Below are 18,695 nucleotides of genomic sequence, written 5' to 3'. Positions count from 1 at the left end.
CGTTTCCGATTTTCAGACAGGATATTTATAATGAACCGATATGGAGGGATGTACGAATGGATACACGTGCAATTGTAATAGAAGAATATGGTCATGCAGACCAATTAAAAGAAAGCACCGTCACTTTGCCTGAATTGGGCGAGCATCAAGTATTGGTAAGGGTAAAAGCAACATCAGTCAATCCGATTGACTGGAAGCTGCGTGAAGGGTACTTGGCGCAAATGATGCCTTGGGAATTTCCGATTATTTTAGGCTGGGATGTAGCCGGAGAAATCGCGGAAGTCGGTTCAGCAGTGAAGGACTGGCACGTAGGTCAAGAAGTTTTCGCGCGCCCAGAAACAACACGCTTTGGTACATATGCCGATTATGCGATCGTAGACGATCATCTATTGGCAAACAAACCGGCTGCCGTTTCTTTTGAAGATGCAGCAGCGGTGCCTTTAGCAGGATTAACGGCGTATCAAGCACTTTTCACCCACGGAAAACTAAAAGCAGGGGAAAAAGTCTTGATCCATGCAGGTGCTGGCGGTGTCGGGATCTACGCGATTCAGTTAGCTAAGAATGCTGGTGCAACAGTCATCACTACAGCGAGTGAAAAAAATCATGCCTTGCTGAAGGAATTAGGGGCCGATCAAACGATCGATTATCATACTACTGATTTTTCAGAAGTACTGGAAGACATCGATTTGGTCTTTGATACAATGGGCGGTGATGTTCAAGCGGACAGCTTCAACGTACTGAAGGAAAACGGTCGTCTGATCTCGATCGTGAGCCAACCCGATGAAGAATTAGCAAAAACGGTCGCAGTGGCAGAAAGCATCTGGTTGAAGCCAGATGGAGAACAGCTGCAAGAAATCGCTGATCTAATGGCTGAAGGAAAAGTGAAGAGTGTCGTTGGGCACACGTATCCTTTAACAGCAGAAGGTGTAAAAGACGCGCATGAATTAAGTGCGACGCATCATGCAAAAGGAAAAATCGTTTTAAAAAATGACTAATACGAAAGCTGCGCCATTATTTTGGCGCAGCTTTTTGTGTCTTCTGCTTAGTGCACGCTATGACAACGAACAGATGGAGAGAAAAGGAAGCAGGATTTGACAGAGGTACTATTTATCGGTATCGTTAAAATACAATGAGAACGATACCGAGGAGGAATAATATGAGCCAGATCACAGAGAGTATTGCCTTTTTAAAGGAGCAACGATGGGTCGACTTGAGCCACAGCATTTCTGGAGAGATCCCTTATTTTCAATCCTTCCAGCCGATGCAGGAAAAAACATTGGTCACAGTGAAGGAAGATGGTTTTTTTGCGAAAGAGTACCAGCTTGTTACCCAATACGGGACGCACATCGATGCCCCTGTCCATTTTGTTGAACATCGACAATCTGTCGATCAGTTGGCGATCAAAGATTTCTTGCTGCCTCTAATCGTCATCAATAAAGAAAAAGAAGTCGAAGAAAATCCTGATTATTCTTTGACAGTTGAAGATATCCTTTCCTTTGAAGCCGCCTTTGGAAAGATTCCAGCAGAAAGCTTTGTCGCTTTTGCCAGCGGCTGGTCGAAGCGTTGGAAAAAGGTCGACGCCTTTTACAATCTAGATTCGGAGGGGCAGGCACATACGCCGGGCTGGTCATTGGACGCGCTGAAATTCTTGCACGAAGAACGGCAAGTAACGGCGATCGGGCATGAAACATTGGATACGGATTCCGCGATGGACTGCAAAAAGAATGGCGGCCTGATCGGTGAGCTTTATTGGCTGAAACAGGACAAGTTCCAAGTCGAAGTGTTGAACCGTCTGACAGAGCTTCCTCCAGTTGGCGGTGCGATCTCCATCGGTGTACCAAAAGTCAAAGACGCTCCCGGATTCAACGTTCGCGCACTTGCGATCCTTCCAGCAGAGTAAAAAACAAGGTTTCGTTTAAAAAACGAAGCCTTGTTTTTTTAGGAACTCCATGGTATCCGCGCGTCTCGGGGAGCCGAAGTGTTGGCGTACTTTGTCTGACCAATTGCTTTCCTGCGTATTCGTCCGACGTGCTTGATAGTAAGCAGTCATCGTTTCATCATAGGCGTCGATCAACTCCGATGTCATTGTACGATACGTGTTGGTTCCAAGCATCGCAGAAATCGGCATCCGGGGCTTGACCTCGTTTTTTGCAGCAGGGTAGCCAATGAACATCCCGAAGACGGGGTAGGTCAATTCAGGCAGCTCCAGCAATTCTTTGATATCGAACAAGGCATTTCGGATGCCTCCTACATAGCAGATACCTAAACCAACGGATTCCGCATACACAGCCATCGACTGTGCCGCCAATGTTGCGTCAACAATCGCGACAACTAGCGATTCCATCGTTCGCAGGTGCTCCGTAGCGTCGTTGTGACGGGCTAAAACCTGGGCGTGTTTGTTCAAATCAGCGACAAAAATAGACAAGCTGCCGTTAGTTCCATTATCGACAGGAAAATTTGCGATTTCCTCGATCGCTTTTCTTTTCTCAGGGTCCGTGATCTCAATGATAGAGAGGGCCTGTAAAAAATTCGAGCTGCTGGCGCTTTGCGCGGCTAAGAGCAATTGTTCCTTCAACGGTTGCGACACTGTTTCTTCGGTAAATGATCGAACGGATGAATGATGGATCATCGTTTCAAAAAGTTCCATTAAAAAGCCTCCTTTTTTTATCAGCATAATGCTGCCTCCGATAGAAGTAAAGGAGAAAAGCGGCGGGCATATACATTGTATCGATCATTGACTAAGAGCGTCGAATCTCCGGGACTTCCCACGCATACGATCCTACCCTTTCGATAGGAAGTCCGAAGCGAATGTGTAAAACACGAACATTATGGTAAAAAAATCTGATTGTATTCATAAATTTCTAATCGTTTTGTCATCGCTGTGCTATAATGAGAAACAATTATCTGAAGGGAGTTATGCATATGCGTGGCGTAGTAACAGTTATTGGGAAAGACAAGGTGGGCATCATCGCGGGTGTCAGTCAAAAATTAGCGGAACAAAAGATCAATATCCTTGATGTGTCTCAAACGATCATGGGTGATTTTTTTACAATGATGATGTTAGTCGATTTGACCAATGCTGAAAAAGATTTTGAAGGGGCGCGAGAGCAGCTTCATGAATTAGGGACAACATTAGGTGTGAAAATCAGTATTCAAAATCAAGAAATTTTTGACACGATGCATAAATTATAAGGAGGGCTCTTTGTGGAGACCAATCAAATACTGGAAACGATTCGAATGATCGAAGAAGAAAATCTGGACATACGGACGATCACTATGGGGATTTCTTTACTAGACTGTATTGATAGCGACAGCGATCGTGCCTGTGAAAGGATTTATCAAAAAATCACAACAAAAGCGAAGGACCTTGTGAAAGTCGGCGAGGCGATCGAAGCGGAGTACGGGATTCCCATCATCAACAAGCGGATCTCTGTGACACCGATCGGGATCATCGCTGCAGCGACTCCGGATACAGATTACGTGAAATTTGCGAAGACGCTGGATAAGGCGGCGAAGGCTGTAGGCGTGAACTTTTTGGGGGGCTTCTCTGCTTTAGTGGAAAAGGGCTATCAGCACGGAGATAAAATCTTGATAGACTCCATTCCTCAAGCATTAGCAGAGACAGACTTTGTGTGTGCTTCTGTCAATATCGGTTCTACCAGAGCGGGGATCAACATGGATGCTGTTGCCCATACAGGACGAATCGTCAAAGAAACAGCAGCAGCTTCTGACTTAGGCTGTGCCAAATTAGTGATCTTTGCCAATGCAGTAGAAGACAATCCTTTCATGGCGGGGGCTTTCCATGGCGTCGGTGAAGCAGATTGCGTCATCAACGTTGGGGTCAGCGGACCGGGTGTGGTGAAACGGGCCTTGGAAAAAGTGAAAGGTGAATCCTTTGATGTGGTGGCTGAGACGGTGAAGCAGACAGCCTTCAAGATTACGCGTATGGGACAAATGGTTGGGAAAATCGCTTCTGAACGGTTAGAGGTTCCGTTTGGAATCGTGGATCTATCTTTAGCACCGACACCGGCCGTGGGGGATTCAGTTGCTCACGTATTGGAAGAAATGGGCTTAGAAACAATCGGTACCCACGGAACGACTGCGGCATTAGCCTTATTGAACGATGCGGTGAAAAAAGGCGGCGTCATGGCCTGCAATCACGTAGGTGGATTATCCGGCGCTTTCATCCCTGTTTCAGAGGATGCCGGAATGATCGATGCAGTCAACAACGGCTCATTGACGATCGAAAAGCTGGAAGCAATGACAGCCATTTGTTCGGTAGGCTTGGACATGATCGCGATTCCTGGAGAGACACCAGCGAGTACGATCGCAGCAATGATCGCTGATGAAGCAGCGATCGGTGTGATCAATCATAAGACCACGGCTGTTCGAATCATTCCAGCCAAAGGGAAGAACATTGGGGAAATGGTTGAATTTGGCGGACTGCTTGGACGAGCACCTGTTATGGCAGTCAACGAAGCAGGTTCGACAGATTTCATCGCTCGCGGCGGTCGTATCCCGGCACCGATCCACTCATTCAAAAACTAATCAATAAGCTACCTACGATAAAAAACGAAGCGTGTGTCGATGAGCGCTTCGTTTTTTATCGTGTTCCTTTAGAATTTTACGCACCAAAGATGAAAACGTTTTGTGTTAGAATGAGAGGGATGAAAAAACGGGAGTGCAGACATGAAAAATAAGACCTATTTAAAAGCAAGCTTACGCGAGATCCTTTATTCAAAGGGACGCTTCATTGCGATCGTTTTAATTATTTTATTAGGAACATTGTTATATGTAGGAATCAAAGCGACAGGACCGATCTTGAATCATTCGGCGAGTCGCTATGTCGATAAACAAGACTTATCAAATCTGCAAATTGTTTCTACGGGCGGTTTGACAGCAGAGGATATCAAGCTGGCAGAAAAGATCCCCGACGCCAAAGTTGAGAGTGGTCACCAGCTCTTTTATGCAGATAGTAAGAAAAATCAAGTGGTGAAATTGTATTCATATAATGAAGAAAACAAACAAAACCAGTTACAGGTAAAGTCCGGTCATTTGCCGAAAAAGGAAAATGAGATCGTTTTGGACGAAAAGGCCAAAGAAGAAGGCTACCGGTTGAACCAAACGTATCAGATCGACCAACCGGATCAATTAAAACGAAAAACGTTCAAAATCGTCGGCTTTGTCCAATCGCCCATTTATGTCAGCACCGAAGAACGGGGCCTTTCCAATGTCGGCAACGGAAGCGTGGATTTTTTTGCCTACGTGCCTGAGAAGAATTTTTCAAGTGCTATAAAATCGGTACTCTATGTTTCCTTTGCGAATGTCCAAGAAAAAGAGACCTACGGCAAAAGCTACGAAAACACGATGGATAAAAACATTGAAAAGGTAGAGACGCTCTTTGCAGACCGTCCAGAAGAACGTGCTGCAGAAATAAAAGCAGCTGCTGAAAAGGAATTGCTTCCGCGCAAAGCAGAAGTGGCGGAGAATCTGGAACGGCTCGACGCCGGTCAAAGGGAACTGGATCAAGCCAAAGGACAACTAGAGCAGCAACGGGCGATGATGCCCGGTGAGACACCTCAACTGGCTCAAGCACAAGCAGAACTCGAGACGCGTCAAAAGGAACTTAGCGACAATCGCGGGCAATTACTTTCTGCACAGCAAAAAATTTCTGACAGTGAAAAAGAGCTGGCTGAACTGACGACACCGAGCTATTCCTACGAGCAGCGGTCAGATAATCCCGGATTTCAGGAATACGGCGACCTTTCTGAACGGATCGCAGCCATTGCCAATGTGTTCCCAGTATTTTTCTTCTTTATTGCTGCGTTGATCACCTTCACTACCATGACGCGAATGGTAGAAGAAAATCGAAGAGAGATCGGGACATTGAAGGCGTTGGGGTATTCACGTTCGGAGATTTCCATCAAATACATTATTTACGCGCTGTCCGCCGCCACGATCGGGATCGCGTTAGGCAGTGTGGTCGGTATCCACACGTTGCCGCGTCTGGTTTTTGACCTTTCAAGTGATCGGTATAATTTCCCAGGCGTAGACGTTTTCTATCTGCCGCGCCCGATCATCCAAGCAACGGTCGCCTTTTTGATCGCCAGTTTAGGAGCCGCACTGCTTGTTCTAATGAAAGAATTGCATGAAAAACCCGCGAAGCTATTACAGCCTAAAGCCCCGAAACCAGGGAAACGGATTTTCTTAGAACGGATCACGCCAATCTGGTCTCGAATGAGCTTTAACTCAAAAGTAAGCTATCGAAATCTTTTTCGCTATAAATCTCGAATGATCATGGCGGTGATCGGAATCGCCGGCTGCGCAGCATTGATGGTCGCGGGCGTTGGTCTGAAGGATTCATTGAGCTCGGTGGGCGATAAGCAGTTTGGCCCCATCATTGACTACGATGCGATCGTTACCTTAAAAGAAGAGGCGCCTAAAGACGAAGTGAAACAGCTTCTATCAGACAACAAAAAAGTAAAAAGCGAACTAGCGACGCTGAACGAAACGATCGAATTGAAACGAAAAGGGCAAGCCACTCAAAAACTCACGATGATGGTGCCAGAAAATCGTGAAGCATTTAAAGACTACCTTCATCTGAAAGAGGCTGGAGCTCCCTTCACCCTGCCGAAAGAGGGTGCGGTGATCACTCAAAAAATGGCAGAATCATTTGACTTGAAAAAAGGGGATAGCTTGACCGTGTATGATGACGATCAGCAGACCTTCAAGGTGAAGATCGCGGCTATTGCGGACAATTATTTAGGAAACTTTTTGTATGTTTCAAAAGAGTATTATCAACAGGCGCGAGGAAAAGCGTTTGCCGCCAATAGTTTTTTGTTGAAAAATGAACCGCTGACAAAGGCGGAAGAAAGAAGCTTGTCGGAAACCTTGCTGCGCTCAGACCAGGTAACCAATACCTCATTCATCTCTACGCAGATTGAGACACAGGAACAATCAATGAGCAATCTTGACGGGATCGTATGGATCTTCGTCGTTCTATCCGGTCTACTGGCGTTCATCGTGTTATATAATTTAACCAATATCAATGTGTCTGAACGGGTCAGAGAACTGTCTACGATCAAGGTACTAGGCTTTTATGATCGTGAGGTCACATCGTATATTTTCCGTGAGAATTTTGTGTTTACGATTTTAGGAATTTTATTTGGCTATGGCCTCGGAATTGTTTTGACCAAATTTATTTTGGATCAGGCTTCGATGGAAACGATCACGTTCCCACTGGTCATCGGTTATGGTGCGTACCTTCTTTCCGGCGGATTGACGATTCTCTTCTCCGTGATCGTCATGGTCGCGACCCATTTCCGTCTGCGTCATATCAATATGATCGATGCACTGAAATCAAATGAATGATTCTAAAAGAGAAAAGCGTTGACAAACTTTTTTTGTACGCCTATGCTTTAATCAATAGTAGAATGCAGTGAGAAGGACACGATCTTTTTTCAGAACATCCTCAGAGAAAGAAGCCATGGCTGGGAGCTTCTGATGGCGAAAACAAGATTACTCCCTTTGAGTGACCGTAACACGGTCCGGCAGATAGCCGTTATCTATCTCATGAGCCGGAGAGTCCATACTTTTCGGGAACTTGGGTGGTAACACGTTTATTCACGTCCCTATTTATAGGGACGTTTTTTTATTGAAAACCCTTCACGCCTTTTGTTAAAATTAGTAAGAAAAGGGACGCACTATAAATTGTTATTGAAAAAGCGGATCGGAGTTGAGTTGAATGTCAAAAGAAATCGAAATTGTTTTACCAAATGGAAGCAAACAAAAGGTGGCCAAAAACACCACATTGTTTGAGATAAAAAATCAATGGATGGAACGTGCAGTCATTGGCAGTATCGATGGCGAGCTTGTTGACTTATCAACTCCAGTGAAAGACAATGCGGAGATCGCTTTTTATGATTGCTCCTCTCCAGAAGGAACTACGGCAATATGCCAGTTAGTCAGTCTGCTGCTGCAAGAAGCAATCAAGGCGCACTATCCCGAAGCCCTCTTTGCAAAATCGCAACGGGAGGATCAGACGATCTGGGTCGATCTGCGAGTGGATCAACCATTAAGTGCTCTGATCTTGAAGGATCTGGAGCACCACATCAAAAAGAAATTAAAAACGGATGCTAAGATCGAAAGTGCCATTCTACCCGTATCCGAAGCGAAAGAAGTCTTTAAAGACAACGAGTTAAAATTGTTTGCGCTGGCTGAAATGCCTGCTGACCAACCTGTTTTTGTGTATTCCTTCGGCGATGTCACCGAGTTTTTCCTTGAACCGATGGCGCTGGAAGTAGCGACGGCTGAATACTTCTCATTGCTAAAGGTCTCTGGTGCCTACTGGCAAGGAGATCCGGAAAATGAAATGCTGCAGCGGGTCATGGGGGTAGTCTTTGCTGAAAAAGCACAGCTCTTGGCGCATTTAGACTATTTAGAAGAATCGGAAAAACGCAGCCATCAGAAACTTGGAAAAGAACTCGATTTATTTATGTTCTCTGAAGAAGCACCTGGCATGCCTTTTTATTTGGAGAATGGCTTGACCATTCGGAATGAGCTGCAAAAATTCTTACGAGAATTGCAAGCAAAATACGATTACAAGGAAGTCAAAACGCCTTTGATCTTGAATCAGCGCTTATGGGAGCGTTCCGGTCACTGGGATCATTATAAGAATAATATGTATTTCACGAAGGTAGCCAATGAGGATTACGCCTTAAAACCGATGAACTGTCCGGGACATTGCTTGATCTACAAGGATCGCAAGCGGTCTTACCGCGACCTGCCGATGCGCATGGCGGAATTTGGTCAAGTCCACCGTCACGAATTCAGCGGGGCGTTGAATGGCCTGTTGCGTGTCCGAACCTTCTGTCAGGATGACGCTCATATTTTTGTAAGACGTGATCAAATCGAGCAAGAGATCGCTTTGGCGTTAAAAATCATTGATGAAGTCTATAAGATTTTCGGCTTTGAGTACGGAGTCGAGCTGTCGACGCGGCCAGATGACTTTATGGGTGAGATCGAACTGTGGGATGAAGCCGAAGCGTCACTTGGAAAAGTGTTGACGGATCTTGGGTATAAATACAATATCAATGAAGGCGATGGGGCCTTTTACGGACCAAAGATCGACATCCACATCAAGGATGCGTTGAATCGCAGCCACCAATGTGCCACGGTTCAATTGGATTTCCAGATGCCAGAGAAATTTGACCTGACGTATGTGGATGAAACGAACCAAGAAGCACAACCCGTGATGATCCATCGGGCAGTCTTTGGTTCATTGGATCGCTTCCTTGGGATTTTGATCGAACATTATGCAGGCGCGTTCCCATTTTGGTTAGCACCGAAACAAGTAGCGCTGATCAATGTTGCACAGCCGCATGAAGCCGGCGTTGAAGCCTTGTTCCAAGAATTTCATGCCGCAGGAATTCGAGTCGAAAAGGATCTGCGAAATGAAAAACTAGGCAAGAAGATCCGCGAGGCAGAATTGCGAAAAATTCCTTACAGCTTAGTGATCGGGGACAAAGAATTGTCAGAGGGGACCTTCGCCGTTCGCAAGCATGGCAGCGATACGATCAAGCAAATGGCTAAAGCGGAATTTATGGAATTACTCAAGCAGCAGCAACAAGAAAAAAATCATCAGTATTACTAAAACAAAGACGCTGAAGCTCGCTTCAGCGTCTTTTTATGCCTTTCGTCAACCAGTGTGTTTTATACCGGAAATCCTGCAGCAATTCTTCTCTTCCCCAATGGTTCGCCAACATATCCGTCAAAGAATCGATCACAAGCTTCATGGAAAAATAGAGAAAACTTACTTGCTCCTCCAATGTCGGCATCGCGAAATCATTTTGTTCTAGAAGCTCTTTCCACGCGTCTATTCCGTGGTCTGTTTCTGGACGATAGGAAAATAGATAGCTGTTTTGTGCCAAGAGAACCAATTGACGATAACGTGCAGAAGCGTGATCCAGCTCCACGTAAAGCACTAAAAAATTTTCGATCCCTTGAAAGAAATCGCCCTCTTGCTGGGTCATGTGATCAATGATCTCCCCGTGGATCTGTCCTGCGTAATAATGAATCAAATAATCGTAAGCATCGTTTAAATCCTCAAAGTATTTATAAAAAATCCCTCGCGACATTTGCAATGCCTCCACGATGTCACTTACTTTCACTTGACTGACAGGTTTCTCGTAAAAAATCGTCACCAATAGATCGCGGATTTCTGCTTGCCGCACCTCTGATAAATTTAGAAAAGTTTTTTTCGGCATGCGCTCACCTCATCTCGGAAAAAGTCGTGTCTTTTTAATTAGTATAGCACAGAAGCAAAATCGGTGACATTTTGTCACTTTGGGCGTATTCTTTCATCAGAAAGGGTGAGTGAGATGTTTTTAGCTTGGAAAGAAATTCGTTATGCGAAATTAAGATATGTCCTGATCGTCGGTATTATGATCCTAGTTGCATATGTGGTGTTCATGCTGTCAGGTTTGGCAAATGGCTTAGCAGACGGCAATCGGACAGCGATCGATGATTGGGGGGCGTCGGCAATTATCTTATCAGAAGACAGCAATAAAATCGCCAACGCGTCACAACTGCAAGCAAAAGATACGGATCGTGTGACAGCGAAAGAAAAGGCAGGAATAGGGATCTATTCTACGGCTGTAGAGAAAAAGAGCGGCGGGGATAAAACCAATGTATCGATCTTCGGCACAGATAGTGACGCATTTGTAGTCCCAAAAGTTTTAGATGGGCGCTTGTACAAAAATACAAATGAAGCCATCGTATCAGAAAATCTTTTGTCCGAAGGCTACAAATTACATCAGGAGATCAAGGTGAATGATCAGACGGTGAAAATCGTTGGTGTGACAAAGGAAACGACCTACACCTTGGCGCCTGTGATCTACCTGAGTCCGTCCATGTTCAAAACGTTGAAGTATGGTTCTCAACCAATGGAGAGCGAGCCGATCAGTTTGATCGCAACGAAGGGGACGACCTCGATCGATACCAAAGAAGGCCAAACGAAATTGGATAAAATGACTCCGGAAACATTTATTGAAAATATTCCCGGCTATACCCCAGAAAAATTAACGTTGAATACGATGATCTATTTTTTATTTGTCGTTGTTGCAGCGATCATTGGTATTTTTATGTACGTTATTACGTTGCAAAAGACCGCGATCTTCGGTGTCATGAAGGCGCAAGGAGTGGCAACAAGCTATTTGGTTCGCTCGCTTTTAGCACAGGCCTTTTTAGTCGGAGTACTCGGCGTGGCAGCGGCAGTTGGTCTGAGTGTGCTGACGAGTTTGGTCTTGCCAATCGCGATGCCCTTTGCCGTTCATTGGGAAGAATGGGCACTCTATAGCGGGATTCTAGTCGCAGTCGCAATGGTCGGAGGATTATTCTCTATGCGTACAGTCACAAAAGTCGATCCAGTAACAGCGATTGGAGGAGAATAAAATGAGCGATGTATTGACGATGGAAAAAATCGTGAAAATATTTGGTGAAGGTCATACAGAAGTGACCGCTTTGAAAAAAATCGATTTTCATGTGGAAGAAGGAGAATTTGTCAGTGTGATCGGACCGTCAGGATCTGGGAAAAGTACTTTTTTGACGATTGCCGGCGGATTGCAGACACCGACAGAAGGGACGATCCGGATCAATGGCACAGATTTTGGGAAAATGAAGGAGAAAGAACGCTCCAAGGCCCGGTTCAAAGAAATCGGCTTTATTTTGCAAAGTGCCAATCTGATCCCTTTTCTAAAGGTCAAAGAACAGTTTCAATTAGTAGAAAAAATTGAAAAAGAAAAGAACGCTGCAAAAATCGAAGAATTACTAAAATCACTGGATATTTGGGAATTACGAGAAAAGTACCCCAAAGCCTTGTCTGGTGGTGAGCGCCAACGGGTCGCCATCGCCCGTTCCTTGTTCAATGATCCGCAGCTGATCTTAGCAGATGAGCCCACTGCGAGCCTGGACTCGGATCATGCTTATGATGTCGTGAAGCTTTTAGCCAAAGAAGCGCATGAGCGGAACAAAGCGATCGTCATGGTGACCCACGATGAACGAATGACGACATGGAGCGACAAGATCTATCAAATGAAGGATGGCGAACTTTTAGAAAAAGAATAGTTGCTAAATTCCCTGTTTCCTGTGTATGATGGTTTGGTCGATAATTTTAGAAAGCAGGGAATCCATGGATATTTATTTAAAAAAAGCAGCACTTCATATCGTCGATCGCGAATCCGGTGATCCGATATACAGCCAGAGTGAATTAGACTTAACGAAAGAATATATACGAGACTATCTGACGAAGAAGATTCAAAAACTCTCCTCCGCTCAGACAAAAACAGGCACATTGGCAGAAGACTCGACCTTCGCATTTTTGAGTCAGCAGTCGGAACACGACTTTTTATCCGCGAGTGAAAAAATCGTGACTCGCTGGTATGAAGCGTACAAGGAAAGCGAAGAGGCACCCAGTGCAGATGCCTTTGTTGTGTTATATGAAGAGGACACACAATTATACCTCGCCTTTTTAAAGGTGAATTATCATGAAGGGTATACACATCTCGTCGATTCAGATGAGGCAGGGTTGAAGAATGAGCTGATCATTCACCGGGCATTATTATCCAGCAAATCACAGAAAGCAGATGAAGGCATCGTCGTTCATTTGAGTAATTTGAGTTATGAATTGATTGAAAAAAAATACCCGTTTTCTGGTGAAAAGCGTCTCTATTTTTCTACGCAGGTCATCGAGAGCCGACCAGCACCTTCGCTGGAGGAAAATGTACGTGTGATCAAAAAAGCAGCCGAAAAAATCGGTGAAAAATTTGAAAATCAAAAGCACGACGTGATCGCGGATGTAAAGGAAGCTGTCTACGATATTGTAGAAGAAAGCGGCCAGATCGATGCAAAGGTCGTTGCACAGAAAGTATTCAAAGACAATGTTTCCGCACAAATGGCCTTCCAAGAAGAAGTGGTGGAAAAAGGATATGTAGATCAGGCCCCGCTTTTAAGAGAAGTACGCGAAATCACAGAAAAAAAATACGGCAAACAAAAGTTGAAGCTCTCCAACGGCATTGAATTGATCGTACCGTTAGACGTGTACCGCAACCCCGAGCTGATTGAATTTATCAACAATCCAGATGGAACGATCTCTGTGACGATCAAAAATGTGGACGAAGTGATCAATCGTTTGTAATAGAAGCTGTTATGAAAAGTCATTTTTTAAATGGCTTTTTTTATTTAAAGACGAACTGGAATTGAGCTGCCTCTAAGAATACGCTACACTAGAGAAAATAAGTGGAGGGATCGGATGGAAGCATATCAAGAGTTTTTTCGGATTGGACAATATACTGATACGGCAGCGATGACCGGCTGTACCGTGATTCTGTGCGAAGACGGGGTAACCGGGGGCGTTTCTGTTCGTGGCGGTTCGCCAAATACACGAGATACAGATGCACTAAAGTCTGAAAACAATCGGAAGTTCGTTCATGGTGTCACCTTATCTGGCGGCAGTGCTTTTGGGTTGGCAGCAAATGCGGGCGTCGTGGATTTTTTAGAAGAAAATAAAATCGGACGAGACATGGGGATCACCTATGTTCCCAATGTTGTTGGCGCGAGTCTTTTTGATCTTCGGATCGGTCGTTCGGATGTTCGCCCAGATTATCAAGCGGGACGTAAAGCCTGTGAAGAAGCATTTAACGGTCAGCTCTTTCAAGCAGGCAACCATGGTGCGGGCACCGGCTGCAGTGTTGGAACGGTCAATGGCGTACAAAACGCCATGAAGGGCGGTATCGGAATTCATACGATGCGTCACGACAAGTTATGGGTAACCGCTGTGATCGCAGTCAATGCGGTAGGAGACGTGTTCGATGAAGACGTCGGCAAGATAATCGCTGGGGCAAGAAAACCTGGCGAAAGTAAAATTGGCTTTTCGGAAGAATTATTTCTCGACTATTATCAAAAGGAAGAGGCCTTATTTGATGGAAATACGGTCATCGGCTGTGTGATGACGAATGCGACGTTCCCTAAAGCGAAAATGAATAAATTGGCTGACCTCAGCCATAATGGGATCGCTCGTGCCATTCGACCCTCCCATACTACCTATGATGGCGATACATTGTTTGTGCTAGGCGCAAATCAAATACAGGCAAGCTTCGAAGCAGTCTCGATTTTAGCCGTTGAAGCAGTTCGTCAAGCCATCATCAAAGGCACGAAAGCAGCAGAGACCTACGGCGACTTTTTAAGCTATCAAGAAATATAAACAACCCCCCGCAAAGACACTTTTCGTCTTGGCGGGGGGGTTGTTTATGAAGAGGAAAGGTAACGGATTGTCTAGCGCGATTAGGACTAAAATCTGATAAGTCCCCACGCCTACGATTCTACTAACCTGCAAAAGCAGGAAGAAGAACGCGCAGCTAGTTCCAAACAAGGGAACCATTTTTCAAAAAGCGAAAAAAAGGCAAGCAGGTCACGCCGTCTACGATTCTACTAACCTGCAAAAGCAGGAAGAAGAACGCGCAGCTAGTTCCAAATAAGGAACCCATTTTTAAAGAAGCGAAAAATGGTAAGCAAATCCCCACGCCTACGATTCTACTAACCTGCTAAAGCAGGAAGTAGAACTCACAAAAAAGACTAGCCAGGTTCGGCTAGTCGATGGGGAAGAGTAGTTTATTGGACGCGTGGTTCAGATTCTAAGTTGTCGCTGATTTTGTCTGTTTGGTTGCCAATGGCACTTTTCGCACGGTTAGTTTGTTTCGATGCGAATTTACCAGTTGTTTGAGCAGCGCTTGTTACTTTATCTTGAACTGTTTCGCTGTCTTCTTCATACTCTTCACGAGTTTTGATGTCTACAACGTTCACGTTTACTTCGATGACGTCTAAATGAGTCATTTTGTCGACTTGTTCAGAAATCAATGTTTTCATTTGTTCGTAAATGTCGTCAATGTCCTTGCCGTATTCAGCAACGATATCCATGTCAACAGCAACTTGTTTTTTACCAACTTCAGTACTGATACCAGAAGTAACATCGTCGCTGTTTACTAATTTGTCTTTGATGTTAGAGAAGAAGCCGCCGTCTACGGTCAATAGTCCGTCTACGTTTTCCAAAGCAATACCAATGATTTTTTGAATTACTTTGTCTTCATAAGTTAATTCACCTTTGACCTCTTTTTTTGGTTCTGTTGATTTGATTGTTGTGTTTTCCATTGTTTTCTCCTCCTAGGTTTAGTGATGTATGAACTTTTTCAAAAAGAAAAAGCTTATCCAATTTTGATTGTGTGGTGCGACCTTATTTCTTTAAATAGTCGTCTAAAATATGATTGTTCTTTAAATACGTACCGAGAGCTACACCGATGACCGTGATCACAATAAGTAAGATCGTTTTAAAAAAGCCGATGGTAAAGAAGAGCACCGCTAAGATAAAACCGAGGATACCAAAGATCACAGGCAATTTGTCTCGTGTCAAAAATTCTTGCATGGCTGTTCCTCCTATTCTACTCGCGGCCGAGTCACTGTTGTTTCAACGGGTGTTGGTTCAAGCGCTTGAATTTTAACTTTAATTGAAACTTTTTCTTCAGGGCCTAATAACCCATGAAGCATTGTTTCAACATTCTGAGCCCAGAGATCTGTTTTACCTACTAAGCCAGACGTTTTCTTCAACTGCCCACGAACGTGCACTCTGATCTTATTTTTTGTTGCTGATACGTTGACTTTGGGACTGTCCATAAAGTCTTCCTGTTTGATACTTGTCCGAACATATCCCTCAATTGCCCGCTTATCCAAAGCTAATTGTCCACGATCTTCTTTTAAGTTGAACTTGGTGACTCTCTTTGGATAGAAAAGAATGACAAAAATACCGATGACCGTCACAATGGCTAAAGCTGCTGCTACCCAGAATAAATAGATCTGAGCGTACTGATTCGTTAAAACGAATTGTTGCAATGAGCTGAAGTCTAACGGATTTGAAGCGATAAAGTAATAAATTGCTGCAACGGATAGAAAAACAGAAAGTAAAACCAGAGAGATAATAATTAAGATGGTTTTGAGAACCTTACTCATACCGCACCTCCTCACTTCAATATTTTTAAATTGTTTACACTAAAATAATAAAATGATAACCCTTTTAAGTAAAAAGATTTGCTCACGGCAGCGGTAAAAGATTCTTTTTCCAGTAGAATAAACCAATATGAATGAATGAATAATAACAAATTACACAATTTTTCATTTTTTTTATCGGTTAAGAAAAAAATGATGGAGCGTTCCTTTTGTGTAAAAAAAAGAAGTGTGACAAGAATTCTGCCCACTTCTTAAAGGATTTATTTAGCGTTCTTTCCATTTTCGATAACGGCGATACAAACTTTCAATAACTAAAAACAGGATCGACAGGGCTGCCACAGAGTACCCAAAAATCCCCAGATCAGAAATCAGCGTGTCGCCTCCAGAAGAGGTCTGAACAAGAATGGATGAACCGATGACCAATGCAGAAAGGATCAAACCGATCACGAGGCGATTGACCATCGCTTCGGCTCGTTCTAATAGGTTACGCTGATTTTTTAGCTCAAGATTCAGTTTTCCTTTTCCTTTGGCCAACGTATCAATCGCAGTCAACGCATGACTAGGAAGTTTGGGCAAGGCTTTTAATGAGGACAAATAATCTAGAACCGTTTCTTGTAGTTCATCTTTCAGGTCCAATTGTTGAATAAAATATTTTTGGGCGAAAGGAGCGACGACTTCAAATAGAGATAAATCAGGGTTGAGGTCTTCGATCACGCCTTCGAGGGTACCGAAGGCTTTGATCAACATCGTCACGGAATCATCGATTTGAAGGTTGTTGTCGTGACAAATGATGACGACTTGCGAGAAGACTTTTTGCAGATCGATCTCTTTCACAGGCAAATTCAGATAGCGGTTCAGGAAGTCATCCAGCTCATAGGTGAACTTTTCCTCATCAAAAGGCCCGACTTGTTTGCAGATCGCATGGACAGCATTTGTGATTCGCTGATTGTCCTTGCTGTAGATGGCGATGATCGTATTGCTCATCTTCGCTTGCATCTCGCGATTGATCGTTCCCATCATCCCAAAATCGATCACATTTAAGCGGAAGGGCCGAAGTTTTTCATTTCTGGTAAATTGGATCTCATAGGGGGTGCGACCGACCGTTCCTTGATGCTTTCTCGTCTTTAGCTGCTGGTCCTTTTGATTTTCTTCCTTGCTCATCACCTGCAACAAAAGGTTGCCTGGATGAGGGTCGGCATGGAAGAACCCATCCTCAAAGACCTCTTTCATAAAGTGTTCGATCAATAATTCACTGACAGTTTTTTTTAATTCCTTATAGGTCAGTTCTTCTTGTACGATTTTTTCGTCTTCCGCATTGATCAGTTCTCGTAAATTCGTGCCGGGCATCATTTCCATTACGATGATTTTTTTTGTGGAATAAGCAGGTTCCATTTTTGGCACTCGAATTTCTTTCCAGCCATTATTCAACTGATAGAATTCTTCCGCCAACTTTCGTTCCTTTTGAAAGTCCAGTTCATTTTGCAGAGAGCCGCGAATTTCCCTCAAAATACTTTTCAAGTCGATCACTTTGCTTTCGGGGACCCAGTTAGCGATCGGTATGGCTTTTTCAAAGAGGGACAGATCCAATTCGATCTCAGAAGCGATTCCAGGATGCTGGACCTTTACAACGACTTTTTGTCCGTTTTTCAAAGAAGCATGATGGGCTTGGGCAATGGAAGCAGAAGCGAAGGGGCGTTCATCAAACTGTTCAAAGATTTCTGTCAGCGGAAGGTCGAGCTCTTTTTCGACAAGTGCCTTTACTAAATCAAAATCATCCGTTTTTACACCGTCTTGCAGCTTCCGCAGCTCTTTCGTGAAATCCAGCGTAAAAATATCCGTCCGAACAGACATCATTTGACCAACCTTGATAAATGTTGGCCCCAATTCCTCAAAGGCTTTCCGCACCTCTTCAGGATTCTTTTGCTGGGTAATATTTTTGACCACACTATAGCGATTGATGATTTTTACGATTTGGCGCAATCGTGCAGCTCTAGATTTTTCTCTCAATGCGGGCACCCCCTCTGATCAGCAGTGTATAAATCTATTAATCCTATCTTACAAGAGATGTTTCGGATATACAAATACCCCTGAATCTCCGAAGATAGTCAGGGGGAGGGCAGTCAATGATTTGTGACGACTTGGATCAGTTGCATGATGCAATAGGTAATACCCGCAGCGATAACAGGCCCTGCAGCGATTCCCTTTAGGAATACGACGCCCATGATCGTGCCGAAAACTAAGGCAACTGTCACTTCAGGGGACTGGTTGATCAACCCGACACCTTTTGAAGAAAGGACAGCCACCAAAACACCGCAGATCGTCGCGATCCAGCCTAAAGGGGATTTTAGGGTGTTGAGCAGATCTTTTAAAACGATATCTCCCGTCGCAATCGGAACTAAGATCGTTGCGGAAATTAATGTGACCCCCCAATTAATTCCTTGCTTATTTAAAATGGATAAGAATTTTTCTGAGTGAGGGATTCCTTTTAAAACTAAAATCGCAAGAGTCGCAACCACTAAACTTTGATTTTTCGCAACAACTGCAATCAATAAAATGACACCTAAAAATAGCCAGCTTTCCATAGTTCCACTCCTTATCTGAGGTATTTTCTTTAGAAGTAGCCAAAGCGATTTTTACATCGTATT

Annotated in this window: 17 protein-coding genes; 10 read left to right on the top strand and 7 right to left on the bottom strand. The window is 44.1% G+C overall.

The window, feature by feature from the left end; all coding sequences use genetic code 11:
* Positions 1–56 precede the first annotated feature (56 nt).
* Complete coding sequence (locus IGI66_RS11140; protein WP_438848981.1) at positions 57–995, top strand: NADP-dependent oxidoreductase; 939 nt, start codon at positions 57–59, stop codon at positions 993–995.
* Positions 996–1,156: 161 nt separating this feature from the next.
* Complete coding sequence (locus IGI66_RS11135; protein WP_010779829.1) at positions 1,157–1,900, top strand: cyclase family protein; 744 nt, start codon at positions 1,157–1,159, stop codon at positions 1,898–1,900.
* Positions 1,901–1,915: 15 nt separating this feature from the next.
* Here IGI66_RS11135 and IGI66_RS11130 read toward each other — a convergent pair whose 3' ends face one another.
* Positions 1,916–2,647, bottom strand: coding sequence for an NADPH-dependent oxidoreductase (locus IGI66_RS11130; protein ID WP_438848979.1), 732 nt, complete (start codon positions 2,645–2,647; stop codon positions 1,916–1,918).
* A gap of 275 nt (positions 2,648–2,922) precedes the next feature.
* Here IGI66_RS11130 and IGI66_RS11125 point away from each other — a divergent pair, with 275 nt between their 5' ends.
* From IGI66_RS11125 to thrS, 4 genes are all read left to right on the top strand, one after another.
* Positions 2,923–3,192, top strand: coding sequence for an ACT domain-containing protein (locus tag IGI66_RS11125; RefSeq protein ID WP_010779831.1), 270 nt, complete (start codon positions 2,923–2,925; stop codon positions 3,190–3,192).
* A gap of 12 nt (positions 3,193–3,204) precedes the next feature.
* Positions 3,205–4,548, top strand: a complete 1,344-nt coding sequence (locus IGI66_RS11120; RefSeq protein WP_438848977.1) for a PFL family protein — start codon at positions 3,205–3,207, stop codon at positions 4,546–4,548.
* Between the two features lie 141 nt (positions 4,549–4,689).
* Positions 4,690–7,371 (top strand): FtsX-like permease family protein, encoded by a 2,682-nt coding sequence (locus tag IGI66_RS11115; RefSeq protein WP_438848975.1) that lies wholly within the window; start codon positions 4,690–4,692, stop codon positions 7,369–7,371.
* 373 nt (positions 7,372–7,744) lie between these two features.
* Positions 7,745–9,652 (top strand): threonine--tRNA ligase, encoded by a 1,908-nt coding sequence (gene thrS, locus IGI66_RS11110; RefSeq protein WP_431379816.1) that lies wholly within the window; start codon positions 7,745–7,747, stop codon positions 9,650–9,652.
* A gap of 22 nt (positions 9,653–9,674) precedes the next feature.
* Here thrS and IGI66_RS11105 read toward each other — a convergent pair whose 3' ends face one another.
* Positions 9,675–10,265, bottom strand: coding sequence for a TetR/AcrR family transcriptional regulator (locus IGI66_RS11105; RefSeq protein WP_010779835.1), 591 nt, complete (start codon positions 10,263–10,265; stop codon positions 9,675–9,677).
* Positions 10,266–10,379: 114 nt separating this feature from the next.
* On the opposite strand from IGI66_RS11105, the gene IGI66_RS11100 reads away from it, so the two are divergent.
* From IGI66_RS11100 to IGI66_RS11085, 4 genes are all read left to right on the top strand, one after another.
* Entirely contained in the window at positions 10,380–11,450 is a 1,071-nt protein-coding gene (locus tag IGI66_RS11100) for an ABC transporter permease (RefSeq protein ID WP_438848972.1), read from the top strand.
* Between the two features lies 1 nt (position 11,451).
* A complete protein-coding gene (locus IGI66_RS11095) occupies positions 11,452–12,123 on the top strand; it encodes an ABC transporter ATP-binding protein (protein ID WP_438848970.1) in 672 nt (223 codons plus the stop codon).
* 64 nt (positions 12,124–12,187) lie between these two features.
* A complete protein-coding gene (locus tag IGI66_RS11090) occupies positions 12,188–13,192 on the top strand; it encodes a nucleoid-associated protein (RefSeq protein WP_010779838.1) in 1,005 nt (334 codons plus the stop codon).
* A 114-nt stretch (positions 13,193–13,306) separates the two neighbouring features.
* Positions 13,307–14,257 (top strand): P1 family peptidase, encoded by a 951-nt coding sequence (locus IGI66_RS11085; protein ID WP_367378349.1) that lies wholly within the window; start codon positions 13,307–13,309, stop codon positions 14,255–14,257.
* A 407-nt stretch (positions 14,258–14,664) separates the two neighbouring features.
* Here IGI66_RS11085 and IGI66_RS11080 read toward each other — a convergent pair whose 3' ends face one another.
* From IGI66_RS11080 to IGI66_RS11060, 5 genes are all read right to left on the bottom strand, one after another.
* Positions 14,665–15,201: an Asp23/Gls24 family envelope stress response protein gene (locus IGI66_RS11080; protein WP_010779840.1), complete on the bottom strand. Its 537-nt coding sequence runs from the start codon at positions 15,199–15,201 to the stop codon at positions 14,665–14,667.
* A gap of 82 nt (positions 15,202–15,283) precedes the next feature.
* Positions 15,284–15,472, bottom strand: coding sequence for a DUF2273 domain-containing protein (locus IGI66_RS11075; protein WP_288226461.1), 189 nt, complete (start codon positions 15,470–15,472; stop codon positions 15,284–15,286).
* A gap of 11 nt (positions 15,473–15,483) precedes the next feature.
* Positions 15,484–16,053 carry an alkaline shock response membrane anchor protein AmaP gene (gene amaP, locus IGI66_RS11070; RefSeq protein ID WP_010779842.1) on the bottom strand — a complete coding sequence of 190 codons (570 nt, stop codon included), beginning with the start codon at positions 16,051–16,053 and terminating at the stop codon, positions 15,484–15,486.
* Positions 16,054–16,314: 261 nt separating this feature from the next.
* Entirely contained in the window at positions 16,315–18,057 is a 1,743-nt protein-coding gene (locus tag IGI66_RS11065; RefSeq protein ID WP_367378348.1) for an ABC1 kinase family protein, read from the bottom strand.
* A gap of 113 nt (positions 18,058–18,170) precedes the next feature.
* Entirely contained in the window at positions 18,171–18,632 is a 462-nt protein-coding gene (locus IGI66_RS11060; RefSeq protein ID WP_010779844.1) for a DUF441 domain-containing protein, read from the bottom strand.
* Between the last annotated feature and the right edge of the window lie 63 nt (positions 18,633–18,695).

The sequence above is a fragment of the Enterococcus sp. AZ048 genome, assembly GCF_051715125.1.
Classification (GTDB): domain Bacteria; phylum Bacillota; class Bacilli; order Lactobacillales; family Enterococcaceae; genus Enterococcus_A; species Enterococcus_A gilvus.
Note: the sequence above shows the minus strand (reverse complement) of the source record. Positions and strands in the feature narration are given on the sequence as shown.